This window comes from Bacillus sp. KICET-3 (genome assembly GCF_033261025.1).
GTDB classification, from domain to species: domain Bacteria; phylum Bacillota; class Bacilli; order Bacillales; family Bacillaceae; genus Bacillus; species Bacillus sonorensis.
On the sequence record NZ_CP137345.1, the window covers coordinates 2,963,191 to 2,980,362 of the forward strand.

A 17,172-nucleotide genomic window follows, 5' to 3' on the forward strand; every position below is an offset into this window, starting at 1 on the left:
TATGACAGCGGAAGCTTTTCTCATTCTTTTTTATCGCCTTTCTTTTTGATGGAAGCTGACTGTTTTTTTAATCGTTCACTGTCATAAAATCTCAGCAAATCGCCGTAAATGATTTGATCTGAGTATGAAAGCTCCTGTTTTGCTTTTTCAGCAAACGCTTCACAGCCATCTTTATTCTTCGTAGGCTTGCCGGTCGATTTATCATAGCATACGCCATCCGTGTATACTTTATCTTTCGTAATGACGCTTCCGTCGCGGAGGACAGTGAATTCCATCTTATCTCCGGAAAACAGGTCGTTCCCAAACTGGACCTGATCGCTTGAATCAATCCCGAGCAGGTTGAGCAAAGTCGGACGGATATCAATCTGCCCGCCGACCGTATCAATCGTTTTCGGCTTTTTATCGGTGACGCCCGGGATGTGGATCACGAGCGGAACCCTTTGAAGCTGCACTTCCTCAAAAGGCGTAATTTCCTTGCCGAGGAATTGTCCCATCGCTTCATTATGGTTTTCTGAAATTCCATAATGGTCGCCATACAAAACGATAACCGAATTGTCATACAGTCCATTCTCTTTCAGTTTTTCAATAAACCTTTTCAGTGCCTCATCCTGATAGCGGACGGTCGGAAAATATCGGTTCAATGTGCCGCTTTTTGAATCAAATTCATCAATCATTTTATCTTCTTCATCCAGCTCAAATGGGAAATGATTCGTCAACGTGATCAGACGGGTATAGAACGGCTGCGGGATGCCTTTCATAAGCTCTGCTGTCTGCTCAAAAAATTCTTTGTCTTTCAATCCCCACCCTACAGAGTTTTGATCATTCACATCATATGATTTGATATCGTAAAACTTGTCATACTTTAAAGAATCATACATGATGTCGCGGTTCCAGAAGCTTTTGTTGTTCGCATGAAAAACAGAAGAATAGTAGCCGTGGTTTTTCAAAATTTCAGGCATTGCCGTATATTCATTTGCCGCATTTGTAAAGAAGACCGCTCCCCTTCCCAAAGGATAAAGAGAGTTATCGACGATGAATTCAGAATCGGCGGTTTTTCCCTGCCCCGTCTGATGGTAAAAGTTGTCAAAGCTGTAGCTTTTTTTGATCAGGTCATTCAAATAAGGGGTGATTTCTTTGCCGTTCAATTTGCGGTTCACGACAAAGCTTTGTGTGGATTCCAAGGACACTAAAATGACGTTGCGCCCTTTGGCAATGCCGAACAGTTCCTTGTCCGGATCCGTCCGGTTTGCGCTGACATAGTTTTCAATTTCGGTGAGGCTGTTGCTGTCAGCCAACGCACGCTGGGCGGACTGCTTGGACTGGATCAGTGCGTCGTAGATATGGAAATTATAGAGACTGATGTTCTTGACGAGCACTTCCCTGTCAAACGATCTCGTCAAGAGCTGCGGCCGTTCTGTTTCCGATACGCCCAAATTGAAAAAGAAAACGGCGGCGACAAAAAGAAAATAAGCCGCCCGCTCTTTCCTTGTCGCAGCACCGCCTGCTTTCACCGGCTGGCGCTTGTACAGCCAAATCAAAATTACGATATCGACGGCCAAAAGCAGATCGGCGGGCATGAACAACGAGTTGATGCTGCTTCCCAAATCACCCATGTTATTCGTCTGAAATAGTACAGGAATCGTCAGAAAGTCATTATAAAAACGGTAGAAAATCATATTTGCCAAGAGGACGAGCGTCAGAATGATGCTGGCCCCGATGATAAAGCGGTTTCTGTTTTTTTCTTTAAAAAACAGCCCGATTCCAAATACAAACAGCAAAAAGCTTAATGGGTTGATAAACAATATAAACTCCTGCATGAAGTTTTCAATTTTAATATTGAAGCTTGTTTTGTAAACGACATACGTTTTCAGCCACATCAGCAATGTCGCAATGAACAAAAATGAAATTTTCGAAAAAAATGACTTTTGCATTCCAATCCTCCCTATAGAGCAAAACTCGGGCAGATTCCTTCAATTGTACGTTTTTGAAAAGATACCAAAAATAACTAAATTATATCTTAACTTGTCTGTACAAAAAAATCAATCCATTAAACAAGGTGTTATAAACGGTTTCATTGAAGCTGAGCCTGGCTCTGCAGCCATGCGTTCTTGGCGATCCAAGCCCCTCCGATGACCCCAGCATCATTCCCGAGGGTAGCGATGACGATGTCGGCAGCTTCTCCCGCTCTTGGAAACACGTATTTTTTAAAGGATTTTTCAACATTGGCGCGAAGGATTTCGCCCGCTTTTGACACACCGCCGCCAATGACGATTTTTGAAGGGTTCAGGGAACTTGCCAAATTGCCGAGAACCAGTCCCAAATGATTGGTTACATAACCGATCACATCTGTTGCGACAGGGTCGCATTGCTCCGCGGCTTCAAAGATATCGCGGGATGTTAAAGACTCATATTTGTTTAAAACGGTTTCACAGTCGCCCGCTGCCATTTTCTCCTTGGCGATTCTCACAATGCCGGTCGCGGACGCGATGGTTTCAATACAGCCGGTTTTCCCGCAGTTGCATGGGGCTCCCCCTTCTGCAACAGAACAGATGTGGCCGATTTCTCCGCCGGCTCCGTTTACTCCATGGACAATTTCTCCGTTTACAATAATACCCCCGCCGACTCCTGTACCTAACGTAACAAGAATCAAATCCTTGGCGCCGTCTCCTGCACCTTTCCACATTTCCCCGAGGGCAGCGATGTTTGCATCGTTTTCGATGACGGCAGGCAAGCCTGTTTCCGCTTCCAAGTGATCTTTTAAAGGATAGTTTTCCCAGCCCATATTTGTCGTTTTGTAGACAACTCCGGTCTCAATATTGACCGGTCCCGGCGCGCCCATTCCGATATATTTTAATATGTGCTTCGGTTTGCCGATTTCCCTCAGTTTGCTGTCAATCGCCTTTGCTATGCTGACCGTCACCGTATTTCCCGATTTATCCGTCGGTATTTCCCACTTGTGTTTGATTTCCCCATAAGCGCTTACAAAAGCAAGTTTTACAGTCGTTCCCCCGAGGTCGATCCCGACCAGCCAGCTTTCATTCATCTTTTAGTCCCCCTTACAACCCAACTGTTTTATTTTCTCTTTATATTTGTCAGTTCATTCTGCAAAATCGTCATGGCTTGTGCCCATTCTTCTTTTTCTATCAGGTTTGAAAGAAGCATTTCTTTGAGTTCGTCCATCATATATTCGAGCTCCAGCTCCCGATCTCCGAAATACACATAGCAGCCGAATCGCTTCAGCAATACCTGAACATCATATGCTGTTTTCATTTGATTCACCATTCTTTTTAAGACCTAACAATAGCGTATAAATAATCGGGTTTTGCGTCAAGCAAAAAAAAGCCTGCTTTCTGATTGAAAACAGACTTTAGCGGTCAGGGTCCTGCGGGTCCAAAAAAACGGGCCTTCTATTTTTCAGCGGCATTGGCGTGCGGATCGCGATATCACGGAAAGCTCTGTAATTGAAGGGAATAAACGGCCATAAATAAGGGACATGAAAAGATTTCATCCTTGCCAAATAAATGATCCAACAAAATATTCCGACGATAAAGCCTATCGGACCGAAAGCGCCTGCGGCGAGGAGAAGCACGAGTCTGACAAGGCGGTTTGCAATGCTCATCTCATAGCTCGGCGTGGCGAACGTACCGATCGCTGCGATTGCAAGGTACAGAACGACCTCATGAGAGAAAAGTCCGACCTGCACCGCCACTTCGCCTATCATTAAGGCCGCCACAAGACCGAGGGCTGTAGCAAGGGATGAAGGGGTGTGAATCGCGGCCATTCTCATCATATCGACCCCTACTTCGATGATCAGGAACTGAGCCAGCAAAGGAATCGCTCCTTTTTTTTCCGGCCCGATATATTGAAGGGCGTCCGGGAGCAATTCGGGATGAATCGAAACCAAAAACCATAGCGGCAGTAAAAAGATCGACGCCAGCACCGATATAAAGCGGACCATCCTCAAATAAGCGCCTGCAAGCGGCTTATTTCTGTACTCTTCGGCATGCTGCATATGGTGCCAAAAGGTTACGGGCGTGATCAGAGCGCTGGGTGACCCGTCAACAAAAACGAGAATGTGGCCTTCATACAAATGCACGGCCGCCGTATCGGGCCTTTCTGTATAGCGTACCGTCGGGTAGGGATTCCAATGCCGGCCGCCGATGTATTCTTCCAGCGTTTTTTCAGCCATTGTCAGCGCGTCCGTATCGATGGCTTCCAGTGATTTCTTCAGCTTTTTCACATTTTCCAAATCGGCGATGTCTTCAAGATAGCAAATGACGACATCAGTTTTGCTTCTTCTTCCGACTTGCAGAAACTCCATTCTTAATGACCTGTCGCGGATTCTCCTTCTTGTCAATACCGTGTTAAACACTATTGTTTCAACAAAACCGTCTCTCGACCCTCTGACGACTCGTTCATTATCAGGCTCTTCCGGGCTTCTCGCCGGGTAAGTTCTCGCATCTATCATAATGGCGTGATCAATACCGTCGGCGAGCAAAACGGCCGGGCCCGCCAGCACCTGTGCAGCTGCTTTGTCGAGGTCGTCCTCTGTCTCAATTTCAATATAGGGGATGTACGTCTTGATCAGCTTTTCCAGCGGATCGTCTTCCAAACATTCAGGGGAAAGCTTTGAGAGATTTTTCAGCAGGTGGTGCATAATATCATCTTTTACAAACCCGTCGACCAAATATAACGCCATCTTTCTTCCGGCATAGATCATATCAAGCCGGATCATGTCAAAGCTTTTGTCGACCCCCAACTTTTCATTCAAATATTCGATATTTTCAGCCAAACTTTCTTGGACATACTGTTTTTTTTCCATGCAAAAGCTCCCGTCAAATCAATCTGTCTTCATCAGACCATTTTTAACATAACGGGAGCTTTTCATACTTTTTTATTGCGCCATTTCATTGTTAATTTCTTTTTTCAGCGTTTTATACATGTCTTCATCAGGTTTTTCTTTTAGCGCTTTTTCAACGGTCTGCTCGGCTTTCTCCAATTCGCCTTTTCTATTGTACAGCCAAGCTAAATTATAAAGGGAAGCGTGATCAGTTGGATCTTTTTCAACGACGGCCGCGAGTCTTTTTTCAGCAGAATCGTATTCACCGAGCTGAATTTCAGCAGTGGCGAGCACTTTCAGAATGTCGGTTGAAGCGTCCTTTCGCCCGGCAGCTTCCTGCAAGACGTCCTTCACCTTTCTATACTCGCCTTCTTGATACAACTTCCCTGCCTTATACAGCAGGGCGCTTTCCTGAACGGGTGTGGAATGAAAGCCCCAGTAGAGGGCTCCCCCTCCTATGATCAGCACGAGAACCCAGCCAATCACCCGCTGCGCCAGCCTTTTTTTCTCTGGAAGCCCGACGGCCATTGCCGAAAGTAACCCCCCGACCAATCCGCCGATATGCCCGGCATTGTCAATGTTTGAAACGGCGAAGCCGAGCCCGAGGTTGAGGATGATCATAACCATAATATTGGTTCCAATCGTTTTTAAGAAGGCCTTCCGATTCGAAAAAGCAAGGAACAACAGAGCTCCCAGACAGCCGAAGATCGCCCCCGATGCTCCCGCCGAAGGATACGGACTAAACAAAAAGCTGCCGATCGAACCGAAAACACCGGCTGTTATGTAAATGATAAGAAAACGGAATGAACCGAAAACCCTCTCGGCCGCCGCTCCTACTGATAATAACGCAAACGTGTTGAACATGAGATGAATCAATCCGATATGAAGAATGATCGGAGTGACGAACCTCCACCATTCTCCCGCCAATATCAAACTATTTTCTTTTGCGCCAAAACGAATGAGTGTTTCAGTATTTTGGCTTCCTCCGGCTAATTCTAATAAAAGAAACATGATCACCTGAAGGCCGGCGAAGAACCAGGTAAACACCGGTTTGCCCTTTTCAAAAACCGCGGCTTCCCGCTTTCTTTCTTCCTCTTTTCGTCTGGCAGCAGCAAGCGCTTCGGCCCTGATGGATTCGACTTCTTCATAAGTTGCATGTCTGAAGCGCTCCGGCACTTCACCGAAATTTGTATTTAATGCAATCGCGATTTTATTGAAGCCGGCTTCGATCGAGGTTTCATCGATAAAAATCGGCGCAATGCTGACTCTCTTGGCCTCAACCGGATGACTGACGACATCTTCCCATTCATCGACAGGCGCCTGCGCTGATAAATAAATGGTTAATACAGAGAGCTTCCGTCTGCCTGAGACGACCCTCAAGCGCTCCGTTCTCTCCATTAAAGATTCAAGATCGCGGACAAGCTCCTGTCTAAAATCAACATCCTTCCGGAAGATGCGGACCAAATCATATGGCGCGTTTCCCCCGGCTTCAAGCCAGGCTTCTCCGAACGAAGCCGGCGCCTGAACAAGCTCAAAATCCCGCTGTAATAGATGCTTGATGATATACCAGTACATATAATCAAATGAATACATAGCGTCGCTCCACAATTGGTTTTTGTTCATTATAACAAGAAACCGCCCTCATTGCGCGGCTCCTGTCTGTCCGGGCATGAAAAAATCCCGTTCTAGACGGGATTTAAAAAGCCTGCTGGATAAACTTATTTCGGAAAAACGGAATTCTCATGATCCAATGAATGAAGTAGTGGCGGATTCGGTCGCGGCCAAGAATGAAATTGATCACACGATAGCGGTTTTGAAAAAATACGAGAGCGGCAAGTGTGCCTAATACGATAAAAGTCATTTTCCTCATATGATCCCTCCTATAACCGTATCGTGTCTCATTTTCCGATATTTATTCAGCTGCAACCCCATGTTGCTTTATCTGTGAAAATCCGGTTGACCGGAATATCATGCTCTTCGCGGGGAACCCGCTCAATCATTTGGCAGTGGAAAGCAAGTGAGGCCGTCTCATGATGAAAACCGGCTAAATATCTGTCGTAATAACCGCCTCCATAGCCGATTCTATAGCCATGCCGATCAAAGCATACGCCCGGAACGAGGATGAGGTCGATGTCTTGAGGCATGATCAGGTCTGTTTTATGTATGATCGGTTCCTGGAGTCCGAAGTAGACAACCTCCAGCTCGCTGTCATCTTTAAAACGGCGGAATTGCATGTCTTTTGTTTCCGGAAGGCATTTTGGTATACATACCGTCTTTCCTTCGCGCCAGGCCCGTTCAATAATCGGCCTTGTCGGAACTTCCGGCTTTCGTGATATGGTAAGGGCGATGACAGACGATTCTGTCCATTGCCTTGACTGAAAGAATGCATGATGGATCGCTTCCGTTTTTTGCTGAAATTCTTCGTCTGTAAGCTTTGCAAGTTTCTCTCTCACATCGCTTCTCAACAATCGTTTCACTTCGCTCACCCCCTCTTATATTGAAAAAACAGCAGGAAAATTCCTGCTGCTTACTTTGTTTCGCGGTGTAAAGTTGATTTTTTGTCACGTGGGCAATACTTTTTGAATTCAACGCGATCTGGGTTATTACGCTTGTTCTTTTTAGTAATATAGTTACGCTCGCCGCATTCTGTGCAAGCCAAAGTAATATTTACGCGCATTTATTTTCCCTCCAAACTATATATCATTTGCTGTTCAGACTTATCTATAATACCACTTATGGCGCCGGAATGCCAGGCGTTTTTTTCAGTTTGTCGCGGTTTGGCGAAAAGATTCCGGATAAATGTCTCTTCAACATGCTTTTTCATATTTGCCGGACCAAACGAAAAACTCTGGCGGCCGCCATGCTTCCCTGTCCCGAAGGAAGGGCGGACATATGATCCGCTTCTCCATGCCCAATGCTTCGGCGGCTGACAGGCGGAATCTGTCACCTAATTATGTCAGCTGCAGTGATTATAGTAAGCAATTTTTAAATGAGCGCTAGAAAATGAAAACTCGGTTCGAATATTATCTTGAGAAGATGTTTTCCAGGCGCGCCGTTTGATCATCATCCCCTCCCCGGAAAGCTTTTTTTCTTAAAACCAATCCTATGCCGCAATGAACATTAACTTTTTCGACAAAATTTTTATTTTTTTTATTAATTCCTTTTGAAGCAAGCGTTTTTATGGTATAAAAAAGAAGGAGAAAATAAGAATTGAAGGTGATGAACGTGGAAATTGCTATCATTGCGCTGCTCATTGTCAGCATTGCGCTGATCGCATTCTCATATTTTCAGAGAGAACCGATTAAAGAAGTTGAACAGGAGCTTGAAACGCTTCAGCTGTCTGCCATGCAGGAAATCTATAAGCTGAAAAAGAAAATGACGGTGCTTGAAGAAGAGCTTCTCGATTCAAATGTTGTCGTTCGCAGGCCGAACGCAGGCATCAGCCAGCATATCGCAAAGCAAATTCTTTCAAAATATCAAAACGGCATGTCTGAAGAAGCGATTGCCAAAGCAGAGCATGTCTCAGTTGAAGATGTGAAGGCGATCATTAAAGATAATGAGAGGGTGCTTGTATGACCAGACAAAGTGTACAGGCTTTCGCCGGGGGGATGATTTTGGCGACCGCCGTTCTGGCAGGGACGTTTTACATGACGGGCGGCGGCAACGCAGAAGCTTCAAAAAACGGCCAAAAAGTCAGTGAAGCCGATGTCAAAGCATATTTGAAGGACAATGAGCAGGTTTCGCTGAAACGGGCGGATTACCAGGAACTCCTTCAATATAAGGAAAAATCGTTAAAGCATGACGATGCCAGCCAAGATGACAACAGCGCCGCTGACGAGGCGAAAAAAGGCTCCAAATACAAGCTTGAAATCAAAAAAGGCATGAGTACGGAAGAAGTTGCCGATATTCTTGAAAAAGAAAAAGTCGTCACATCCGCTGATGACTTTAAAGACTATGTCAAAGATGCCGGCTATGAATCTAAAATCCGTGCAGGCAAATATGAATTAAAACGCGGATCGAGTTTAAAAAGCATTTTGAAAACTCTGTCCCGATAAAAAACAGGCTGTGTCAATCCCAGCCTGTTTTTTTTGAACGCAAATATAAAAGGCCGCCGAATCTGATCGGCGGCCTTTTGGCGTTAGCCAAAACGTCCTGTTATATAATCTTTTGTCCGTGCATCATCAGGGGACGAAAACATTTTCATTGTATCATTGCATTCGATCAGCTCACCCATCAGGAAAAAAGCCGTCTGATCGGAAATTCTGGAAGCCTGCTGCATATTATGAGTTACGATCGCAATCGTATACTTTTCTTTCAGCTTCAGCATCAGCTCCTCGATTTTCAAAGTGGAAACGGGATCCAGAGCAGATGTGGGCTCATCCATCAGCAACACATCCGGATTCGTCGCCAGCGCTCTCGCAATGCATAAACGCTGCTGCTGGCCCCCTGAAAGTCCGAGCGCCGGGGACTGAAGGCGGTCTTTCACTTCATCCCACAAAGCCACATCAATCAATGCTTTTTCCACTCTTTCATTCAGCTCTTTTTTATTTTTCAACCCGTGGATTCTCGGTCCATAGGCGACATTATCAAAAATCGACTGTGGAAACGGATTCCCTTTTTGAAACACCATCCCGACATTTTTTCTTAATTCAACAAGATCAACCTTGCTGTTCAGCACATTTTTGCCGTTGTAATTGATTTCACCGGTCATTTTGACGTTTGGAACCATATTGATCATCAGATTCAGCGTTTTAATGAAGGTCGATTTTCCGCAGCCTGACGGACCAATAATCGCGGTGATTTCATATTCCGGGATTGATAAATTAATATTTTTTAAAGCATGATGGCTGCCGTACCATAAATTCAAATCATGAATCAGGTACACCTCTTTTGGTTTTACTGCTGTGACTCCGCTCATGATGGCGTCCTCCTTATCCAAATCTGCCGTTGATATAATCCTCTGTCTTCTTTTCTGACGGGTTTGTAAAGATTTTTTCCGTCCGGTCATATTCAACCAAATCACCGTTTAGGAAAAACGCCGTTTTGTCGGAAATTCTGAATGCCTGCTGCATATTATGCGTAACGATGATGATCGAATATTCCTTTTTTAAAGAAACGATTAATTCCTCTATTTTCGCGTTTGAAATCGGATCAAGCGCTGAAGCCGGCTCATCCAGCAGCAGCACTTCAGGCTTCATGGCAAGCGTCCGCGCGATGCAGAGGCGCTGCTGCTGGCCTCCTGACAATGACAGGGCCGACTGGTGGAGGCGGTCTTTTACTTCATCCCATAATGCGGCTTTTGTTAAGCTTTCTTCGACGATATCATCCAAAACCGACTTCCTGCGTTCTCCTGCATACTTTAGAGCATGGGTAATGTTCTGGTAGATCGATTTTGGAAAAGGATTCGGCTTCTGAAAAACCATTCCGATTTCTCTCCGCAGATTGACAACGTTAATGTTCGAATCAAGAATATTAAGCCCTTCATACATGATGCTGCCCGTCGTTCTGGCGGATGCGATCAAGTCATTCATTCGGTTGATGCTTCTCAAAAAAGTCGATTTTCCGCAGCCTGACGGACCGATCAGCGCTGTAACAGCATGCTTATCAATATCTAGAGAAATATCATTGACAGCCTGTTTTTCTCCATAATAAATATTTAAATTCCCTACGTTTAAAATGTGCTCGTTCGTTTCAGGGAGCGGCGCAATTCCAATATTTCCGCGTTCAATCTCTAAAGTCGGAATTTGAACCATCAGGTGTCACCCTTCCTTTTTATTTATTTGCCGTTAATTTCTTATGAATAAAGGAGCCAAACCATCTCGCCGCCAGATTAAACAGCAGGACGGATAAAACGAGAACCGCTGAAGCGCCGTTTGCGATCGCTTCCGCATCAGGAATGATACCCTGTGTGTTGACGTTCCAAATATGAACGGCCAGCGTTTCTGCCGGTCTGAAAATATTGAGCGGAGACGTTTCCGATAAAGGATTCCAATCAGCAAAATTGAGTCTCGGCGTAGAAAGTCCCGCTGTAAATAATAATGCAGCAGCCTCTCCAAATACACGTCCTGACGCAAGGATTGCGCCCGTAATAATGGATGGGACGGCGCCGGGGATCAAAACGGTTTTAATCGTATGCCATTTTGATACGCCGAGGGCAAGAGACGCTTCCTTTTGCTCTTTCGGAACAGACCGGATCGCATCCTCTGTCACCCGCACCATCACAGGCAGGTTAAAGACCGTCAATGCCAGGGCACCGCCGATGATGCTGTATCCCCAGCCGGTCAGGTTGACAAACATCAGCATGCCGAACATCCCCATGACAATGGAAGGAAGAGATGACAAAACTTCTATACAGATGCGGATAAAATCCGTCAGTTTATTGTCAGGCGCGTACTCAGCCATATAGATACCTCCGCCTACTCCGAGCGGAACGGTAATGATCATGGTCAGCACCAAAATATAAAACGAGTTGAACAGCTGATCACGAATGCCTCCCCCGCTTGTCAGCGCGCTGGAACGCGATGTCAGAAAATCGATGCTGATATGTGAAAAGCCATTGATAATAATATAAGAAAACAAACCGACGAGAATCGCCGTAATGACCGCGGCGATCAATCCGAAAACACCGGTTGCTATGCGATCGGTAACTTTGCTGTTCATTACAGTTTCCTCCTAGATGACAGATATCGGATCAGCAGAATGAACAAGAACGACATGATCAACAGAACGAGTCCCATCGACCAAAGCGTATTGTTTTCCACGCTTCCATATGTTGTATGTCCCATATTCAACGTAATGATCGTTGTTAATGTTCCCGCCGGATCCAGAAGACTCTCAAATAGGTTCCTTGAGTTTCCGATGACCATCTGCACGGCAAGCGCTTCACCGAAGGCTCTCGCCATTCCGAGCACGACGGCCGTAAGCAGTGATGGCAAAGCGGCCGGGATCAGGACCTTTCTGATCGTCTGCCATCTGGTCGCACCCAATGCGTATGATCCTTCCCGCAAATTTTTTGGAAGGGAGCTGAGCGCATCCGTGGAAATCGAGGTGACCGTCGGCAAAATCATGATCGCCAAGACAATCGTCCCTGCCAAAAGGCTGTGCCCGGACCCGCTTGTTTTAAACTGGCCGATAAACGGCACTAATACTGTAAGGCCTATGAATCCATAAACGACAGAAGGAATGCCAACAAGCAATTCGACAACCGGCTGCAATACCTTTCTTCCCCATGAAGGTGCGATCTCGGTCATGAAAATCGCGCCCCCGATGCCAAGAGGTGCAGCAATCAAAGATGCAAGAAGGGTCACTGCAAAGGATCCGAGTATAAACGGAAGCGCTCCGAATTCAGGGTTTTGATTCGTTGGATTCCAATCTAGACTGGTTAAGAACTCAATCGGACTTACACCATTAGCCAGAAAAGATTGCAACCCCTTGTTTCCGAGAAAGATGGTGATGGAAATTGCCGCCGCCATCATAATAAACGCGCATGCTGCAACCAGCATCTTTCCGCGGACTTCATCCATTTTGCGATTTCGTTTGGAGCTGATCAGCCGCTCTTTTGCGGACAGTTTCTCTATTTTTTGAATCATTTTTTACACTCCTATTAAAACAAGTCATAATAGGGAAAGTGTCAGGAGCACACTTTCCCGGCTGCTATCTTCATTATTTATCCGTTTGTTTTCCTTTTGCGTCACGTTTTACTTCCATGTCTGTGACTGGAATATAGCCCTGATCCGTGACAATGGATTTTTGGATTTCATCGCTCATCAAATAATCAAGGAATTCTTTTGCCAAACCTTTAGGCTCGCCTTTTGTATAAGAATGCTGGTAGGCCCAAATCGGGAATTTGCCTTTTTGCACATTTTCCGCGGTCGGCTTTACTCCGTCAATTGAAAGCGCGGTGATCGAGTCGTCTTTGATATATGAAAAAGCAAGGTACCCGATCGCTCCAGGCGTTTCAGCAATTAATTTTTTGACGGTGTTGGAAGAATCCTCGGTAATGCCTTCAGCCGGAGTTTCTCCGTCAAGCGCATATTTTACAAATGTCGCACGGGTTCCTGAAGAATCAGGACGGTTGACAAGGGTGATCTTTTGATCTTTACCGCCAAGCTCTTTCCAGTTTTTGATTTTTCCTGTAAACACCTTTTTAAGATCCTCTAACGAAATATCCTTGATGCCCACTTCCGGATTGACGGCTGCCGCCATGCCGACTACAGCTACTTGATGGTCGGTCAGCTCCTTGGCAGGAATGCCTTCTTTTTCTTCTGCAAAGACATCGGAGTTTCCGATTTGGACGGTTCCTTCAGCCACTTGAGAAAGGCCTGTTCCAGAACCTCCCGCCTGCACTTGAATGTCGGCATCTGGATTTTCATCCATGAATTTTTCAGCCGCAGCTGTGACTAGCGGCTGCATCGCCGAAGAACCTGAAATCGTCAAAGATCCTGAAGCCTTATTCTCTGCTTTATCGTTTTGTTTGTCTTCTCCTGCGTTTCCATTCGTATTTCCGCTTCCGCAAGCTGCTGCGAAGACAACTAAAACGGACATGATGAACATCAGTGTGATTTTTTTAAATGATTTCACTTCTTAATCCTCCCGCGTAAATGTGTAATTTGTCCTACGTGTATAGCGTAACTTTTCAGTGTTAATCTTGTTTAAATGAATTATTAAGGTTTTGTAAAAGAAGCTTGAAGTTTGTATAAAAGGCCGGACTTAGGGGAGTCGGGAGGAACAAACAGGTGATAAAAAAACGCCCGCATAACGCGGGCGTTTAGGAAAAAACACTTATTCACTTGCTTCTTTTTCAATTTTGTCTTTATTTTTTTCTTCAGTATTGTCTTTCGCCTGTTTAGACTTCAGTTCAAAATATTTATCAAGAACTTTGCGGCCGATTTCGTTTGTGATCGAATACCTCTTGTTGTAGTCGTTATAAGGCCAAGGAACCACGACGGAAATCGCGACTTCTGGATTATCATAAGGTGCATAGGCAACGAGCGTTGTATTATATGTTTGGGTCCCGGCTTTCGACTTATCAGGGCCGTCATAGTATGACTGGGCCGTTCCCGTTTTTCCGGCCGGTTTATATTTGGCGGATGCAAACTGGCTTGCTGCCGTACCTTTTGTCATCACCCGCCTGAACCCCTGCTGAACTTCTTTGATATACGCTTCACTCATATCCACTCTGTTCAATACTTCAGGCTGTACGGATTGCGCGACGGCTCCGATTCCTTTTTTCGAATCAGGCTCCCTGATTTCCTTGACAATCTGCGGTTTCATCCGATAGCCGCCATTGGCGATCGTTGACACGTATTGTGCCAGCTGCAGCGGCGTATACGTATCATACTGGCCGATGGCAAAGTCAAGCAGGAATCCCGGAAGTCTTTCAGATCCCTGATATCCTGTCGCTTCATTCGGCAGATCGATTCCCGTCTTCACGCCGAGGCCGAATTGGCTGAAATAATATCGGAATGTATCGAATGCTTTCGTGTCAAGATCAAGCGGCTGTTTCGGTTTATAATGCCCTTTCCCGACAGCGATTGCCGTTTTAAACATAAAGACGTTTGATGATTGTTCGAGCGCTCCCTGGATCCCCAATGTTCCCAAGCCAACTCTCCACGACTTTTTCGCGCGCGGCGAGTCACCGATCCACAGCGGTTCATCAAGAAAAGTCGTATTTAAATTAATCGCACCGGTCTGCAGCCCTGTTAAAACGGTCGCTCCTTTGACAGCCGAGCCCATCGCATACGAGGATGTCATCGCTCCGAGAGCATAGTCGTCAAGTTTTAATTTGCCGTTTTCATTTTTCAGCTGTTTGCCGGCGATCGATAGCACTTCACCGTTTCTCGGGTCCATCATCACGACAAAGGCGCGGTCGAGAAGCGGAGCGCTGTGCCGGACTTTTGCCGATTTCAGCTCATCACCAATAATCTTTTCAATCGCTTTTTGCATCTCGACATCAATTGTCAACACGAGATCTTTTCCGCTTTTCCCTTTGGAAATTACTTTCGTATCCACTACATTGCCGGATTTATCGGTTATGTTTTTCACTTTTTCTTCTTGCCCCTGTAAGACATCTTCATACTGGGCTTCAAGATAGCTTTTGCCGACCCGGTCATTCCGGTTGTAGCCCCGGGATAAATAATGGTCAAGCATGTTTTTCGGAAGTCCTTCGTTCGAGCTGGAAATGCTGCCAATCATCGTTCTGAGCAGACCATTGAACGGATAATCGCGCTCCCAGTCCGATGTCACATCCACTCCCGGCAGCTCGTCCAGGTGCTCGCTGACATAGGCCATTTCTTTTGCGGAGACGTCTTTGTTTTTAATATACTGAGGCGTCAACGCGTAGCCTGAGTCCATCTGCCGTTTGATCGCCAGAATTTTCATGTCCTTTTTGGTCAATTCGTTGAGCTGATCTTTTGTAATCCTTTTGAGCTGAAGCTGATATAAATCGTCCTCGGACAGTTTGCCGTCCTTCACTTTTTTGCGGTCCGCGGCGGTAATCAGCTTTTCCGCTTCTTTCGGTCTCGTCAGGATCCAATAATCCTTTTGATCCCGCTCCGTTACCTTCTCTGTATCAACATCAATCATGTCCGCCAGTTTTGTTGCGACTTTCAGCCTTTCCTTCTGCGAGGTTGACGTTGTCCTTGTATAGGTAATGGCATTAAGCGGTTTATTCTTAACAATCGTATTTAAGTTCCTGTCATAAATTTTTCCTCTCGGAACGTTCGAAGAGACGTCGACTTCCTCCTGTTTTTGCACTTCGTTTGTATAATCTTCACCATATACAATCTGCACCATTCCGAGACGGACGATAACAACCGTAAAAATGAGAAATGCCAACAGAAACAATATATTTAATCTGATCGGCAGCGATTTTCGTTTTTCAGTTTTCAGCTTTTTTTTCATCATTCACATCACCTTTTTTAAAGAAAGAAAAGACACCTTATTTAAAGGTGCCATATACATTGTAAAGCGTTTTGCGACATTTTTCTACTATTTTCCCTTATCTTTTTCCTTCTAAAAAATTCGGTTCTGCCGTTTGTTTGTGAGCATCCTTTCCGACCGCTTCCCGGGCGGGCTCTGTCAGGCGGATATCTTTAACGAAATAATAAATCAGCGTATGTCCTGCCCCAAGCAAAACCAGAGACACCGTAATGCCAAGATCCTCTTTCAATAAAAGTACGAGCAATAAAAAAACCAAAATGGAAGCAACCCGGCCGATATTCAGAAAAACCTCCCGGACGACAATATATTCAATCCGCGCTTTTCTGGCGTATCTCGCTTTTCCAATCACATCGTAAGTCAGCGATGAGTACGGGACGAGCAAAATCGGATAACCGATCGCAATGGCCACCGCGTAAAGAAGCAGGGTCACATATGTCATCTGAAATAAAATGAGGAACAGTGCCCCGAATAAGATCAAGCCGCCCAATAAAATTGCTTTTTTGCGCGCTCTTTTTTTGATCAGTCTTGTGGCAAAGTAGTATGCAAAAAAAGAAACAGCTGAATTCACCAATCCGAATTTCCCCAAGGCCAGCTCGCTTTTTGTTGTGATAAACACAAAGACATTAATTAAGAAAACGAAAATCCCTTCTCTGAGTCCCTGAAAAAAATGCGCATTGGTAATACCGCGCCAATTTGCATCCGCATTCCGCTCCGTCCAGATTTTTTTCAGAATATACCGTCCGCGCGATTCTCTCCGTTTGAGAAAGAAGCTCGTCACGACGGCAATCGTAAATAAAGCCAATGATAAGCTGAAAATAACCGTATAACCGGTATTATCAGCGAGTTTTGAGATGACATAGCCGGCGACTATGGGGCCGATCATACCCGCTCCCGACGTCAGCACACCGAGAAAGCCATTGAAAAAATCCCTTGTTTCCGGCTCGGTGATTTCAAACGTCAGCACATTAAAAGCGAGCCAATAAAAGCCATAGCCGATTCCGAGCACACTGCCGAGCAGCACCAGCCGCGATCCGGCATTTTCCCCCGCCAGCAGAACCGTTAAATAAAAAACGGCCAAAAACGAAACGCCAAACCGTAAAATAAACACCCTGTCGATGGTTTTCGCCAATCGGCCAGCAAACATAAATGTCAAAGGCTGCATGACGACAATCGATAAATTGTAAACCGCCAAGTCAAGAAACTTGCCGGATTGCTTCCACAGATACACATTGACAAACGTATTTGAAAGAGCAATGCTTAGTGAATAAAGGCCGCCGACAGTTAGCAAAAGCAGCAAATCCCTGTTTACTTCAACATCGCCTATAAGGTTTTTGATTTTGCTCATAACTGACTCCCCTTTACTGATACTTGTTAGTCTGTCACATCAAAAG

The 17,172-nt window shown here is 45.4% G+C and carries 17 protein-coding genes; 2 read left to right on the plus strand and 15 right to left on the minus strand.

The window, feature by feature from the left end; translation table 11 throughout:
• Positions 1 to 20: 20 nt before the first annotated feature.
• The 8 genes from R5H20_RS15075 to rpmG all read right to left on the minus strand — a co-directional run bounded on the left by R5H20_RS15075 (position 21) and on the right by rpmG (position 7,517).
• Complete coding sequence (locus tag R5H20_RS15075; RefSeq protein ID WP_006637550.1) at positions 21 to 1,931, minus strand: LTA synthase family protein; 1,911 nt, start codon at positions 1,929 to 1,931, stop codon at positions 21 to 23.
• 140 nt (positions 1,932 to 2,071) lie between these two features.
• Positions 2,072 to 3,043, minus strand: a complete 972-nt coding sequence (locus R5H20_RS15080) for an ROK family glucokinase (RefSeq protein WP_006637551.1) — start codon at positions 3,041 to 3,043, stop codon at positions 2,072 to 2,074.
• A 29-nt stretch (positions 3,044 to 3,072) separates the two neighbouring features.
• Positions 3,073 to 3,270 (minus strand): YqgQ family protein, encoded by a 198-nt coding sequence (locus R5H20_RS15085; protein WP_006637552.1) that lies wholly within the window; start codon positions 3,268 to 3,270, stop codon positions 3,073 to 3,075.
• A 97-nt stretch (positions 3,271 to 3,367) separates the two neighbouring features.
• On the minus strand, positions 3,368 to 4,822 hold the full coding sequence (locus tag R5H20_RS15090; protein ID WP_006637553.1) for a spore germination protein: 1,455 nt from the start codon (positions 4,820 to 4,822) through the stop codon (positions 3,368 to 3,370).
• Positions 4,823 to 4,894: 72 nt separating this feature from the next.
• Positions 4,895 to 6,433 (minus strand): rhomboid family intramembrane serine protease, encoded by a 1,539-nt coding sequence (locus R5H20_RS15095; protein ID WP_006637554.1) that lies wholly within the window; start codon positions 6,431 to 6,433, stop codon positions 4,895 to 4,897.
• A 103-nt stretch (positions 6,434 to 6,536) separates the two neighbouring features.
• Positions 6,537 to 6,710, minus strand: a complete 174-nt coding sequence (locus R5H20_RS15100; RefSeq protein ID WP_006637555.1) for a hypothetical protein — start codon at positions 6,708 to 6,710, stop codon at positions 6,537 to 6,539.
• 46 nt (positions 6,711 to 6,756) lie between these two features.
• On the minus strand, positions 6,757 to 7,317 hold the full coding sequence (locus tag R5H20_RS15105) for a 5-formyltetrahydrofolate cyclo-ligase (RefSeq protein WP_006637556.1): 561 nt from the start codon (positions 7,315 to 7,317) through the stop codon (positions 6,757 to 6,759).
• 50 nt (positions 7,318 to 7,367) lie between these two features.
• Positions 7,368 to 7,517: a 50S ribosomal protein L33 gene (gene rpmG / locus R5H20_RS15110; protein WP_006637557.1), complete on the minus strand. Its 150-nt coding sequence runs from the start codon at positions 7,515 to 7,517 to the stop codon at positions 7,368 to 7,370.
• Positions 7,518 to 8,065: 548 nt separating this feature from the next.
• On the opposite strand from rpmG, the gene R5H20_RS15115 reads away from it, so the two are divergent.
• The gene (locus R5H20_RS15115) at positions 8,066 to 8,416 is read left to right on the plus strand and encodes a hypothetical protein (protein WP_006637560.1); all 351 of its coding nucleotides are present in this window, start codon (positions 8,066 to 8,068) and stop codon (positions 8,414 to 8,416) included.
• Positions 8,413 to 8,895, plus strand: a complete 483-nt coding sequence (locus R5H20_RS15120; RefSeq protein ID WP_006637561.1) for an endolytic transglycosylase MltG — start codon at positions 8,413 to 8,415, stop codon at positions 8,893 to 8,895. Before R5H20_RS15115 ends, R5H20_RS15120 begins: the two co-directional genes overlap by 4 nt.
• Before the next feature lie 83 nt (positions 8,896 to 8,978).
• Here R5H20_RS15120 and pstB (R5H20_RS15125) read toward each other — a convergent pair whose 3' ends face one another.
• From pstB (R5H20_RS15125) to R5H20_RS15155, 7 genes are all read right to left on the minus strand, one after another.
• Positions 8,979 to 9,758, minus strand: coding sequence for a phosphate ABC transporter ATP-binding protein PstB (gene pstB, locus R5H20_RS15125; RefSeq protein ID WP_006637562.1), 780 nt, complete (start codon positions 9,756 to 9,758; stop codon positions 8,979 to 8,981).
• 13 nt (positions 9,759 to 9,771) lie between these two features.
• Positions 9,772 to 10,593 carry a phosphate ABC transporter ATP-binding protein PstB gene (pstB, locus tag R5H20_RS15130; RefSeq protein ID WP_006637563.1) on the minus strand — a complete coding sequence of 274 codons (822 nt, stop codon included), beginning with the start codon at positions 10,591 to 10,593 and terminating at the stop codon, positions 9,772 to 9,774.
• Between the two features lie 19 nt (positions 10,594 to 10,612).
• Entirely contained in the window at positions 10,613 to 11,500 is an 888-nt protein-coding gene (gene pstA / locus R5H20_RS15135; protein WP_006637564.1) for a phosphate ABC transporter permease PstA, read from the minus strand.
• Positions 11,500 to 12,429 carry a phosphate ABC transporter permease subunit PstC gene (gene pstC, locus R5H20_RS15140; RefSeq protein WP_006637565.1) on the minus strand — a complete coding sequence of 310 codons (930 nt, stop codon included), beginning with the start codon at positions 12,427 to 12,429 and terminating at the stop codon, positions 11,500 to 11,502. The genes pstA and pstC overlap by 1 nt, the downstream gene beginning before the upstream one ends.
• Before the next feature lie 73 nt (positions 12,430 to 12,502).
• Complete coding sequence (locus R5H20_RS15145) at positions 12,503 to 13,393, minus strand: phosphate ABC transporter substrate-binding protein (protein WP_040348228.1); 891 nt, start codon at positions 13,391 to 13,393, stop codon at positions 12,503 to 12,505.
• Between the two features lie 228 nt (positions 13,394 to 13,621).
• Positions 13,622 to 15,745 carry a peptidoglycan D,D-transpeptidase FtsI family protein gene (locus R5H20_RS15150; protein WP_029419368.1) on the minus strand — a complete coding sequence of 708 codons (2,124 nt, stop codon included), beginning with the start codon at positions 15,743 to 15,745 and terminating at the stop codon, positions 13,622 to 13,624.
• A gap of 94 nt (positions 15,746 to 15,839) precedes the next feature.
• Positions 15,840 to 17,126: an MFS transporter gene (locus R5H20_RS15155; protein ID WP_006637568.1), complete on the minus strand. Its 1,287-nt coding sequence runs from the start codon at positions 17,124 to 17,126 to the stop codon at positions 15,840 to 15,842.
• Positions 17,127 to 17,172: the final 46 nt, after the last annotated feature.

Excerpts from the sequence above, each read along its gene's own strand:
- R5H20_RS15075 (WP_006637550.1), bottom strand. The coding sequence starts at position 1,931 with ATGCAAAAGTCATTTTTTTCGAAAATTTCATTTTTGTTCATTGCGACA.
- R5H20_RS15080 (WP_006637551.1), bottom strand. The coding sequence starts at position 3,043 with ATGAATGAAAGCTGGCTGGTCGGGATCGACCTCGGGGGAACGACTGTA.
- R5H20_RS15085 (WP_006637552.1), bottom strand. The coding sequence starts at position 3,270 with ATGAAAACAGCATATGATGTTCAGGTATTGCTGAAGCGATTCGGCTGC.
- R5H20_RS15090 (WP_006637553.1), bottom strand. The coding sequence starts at position 4,822 with ATGGAAAAAAAACAGTATGTCCAAGAAAGTTTGGCTGAAAATATCGAA.
- R5H20_RS15095 (WP_006637554.1), bottom strand. The coding sequence starts at position 6,433 with ATGTATTCATTTGATTATATGTACTGGTATATCATCAAGCATCTATTA.
- R5H20_RS15100 (WP_006637555.1), bottom strand. The coding sequence starts at position 6,710 with ATGAGGAAAATGACTTTTATCGTATTAGGCACACTTGCCGCTCTCGTA.
- rpmG (WP_006637557.1), bottom strand. The coding sequence starts at position 7,517 with ATGCGCGTAAATATTACTTTGGCTTGCACAGAATGCGGCGAGCGTAAC.
- R5H20_RS15120 (WP_006637561.1), top strand. The coding sequence starts at position 8,413 with ATGACCAGACAAAGTGTACAGGCTTTCGCCGGGGGGATGATTTTGGCG.
- pstB (WP_006637562.1), bottom strand. The coding sequence starts at position 9,758 with ATGAGCGGAGTCACAGCAGTAAAACCAAAAGAGGTGTACCTGATTCAT.
- pstB (WP_006637563.1), bottom strand. The coding sequence starts at position 10,593 with ATGGTTCAAATTCCGACTTTAGAGATTGAACGCGGAAATATTGGAATT.
- pstA (WP_006637564.1), bottom strand. The coding sequence starts at position 11,500 with ATGAACAGCAAAGTTACCGATCGCATAGCAACCGGTGTTTTCGGATTG.
- pstC (WP_006637565.1), bottom strand. The coding sequence starts at position 12,429 with ATGATTCAAAAAATAGAGAAACTGTCCGCAAAAGAGCGGCTGATCAGC.
- R5H20_RS15145 (WP_040348228.1), bottom strand. The coding sequence starts at position 13,393 with ATGTTCATCATGTCCGTTTTAGTTGTCTTCGCAGCAGCTTGCGGAAGC.
- R5H20_RS15150 (WP_029419368.1), bottom strand. The coding sequence starts at position 15,745 with ATGATGAAAAAAAAGCTGAAAACTGAAAAACGAAAATCGCTGCCGATC.
- R5H20_RS15155 (WP_006637568.1), bottom strand. The coding sequence starts at position 17,126 with ATGAGCAAAATCAAAAACCTTATAGGCGATGTTGAAGTAAACAGGGAT.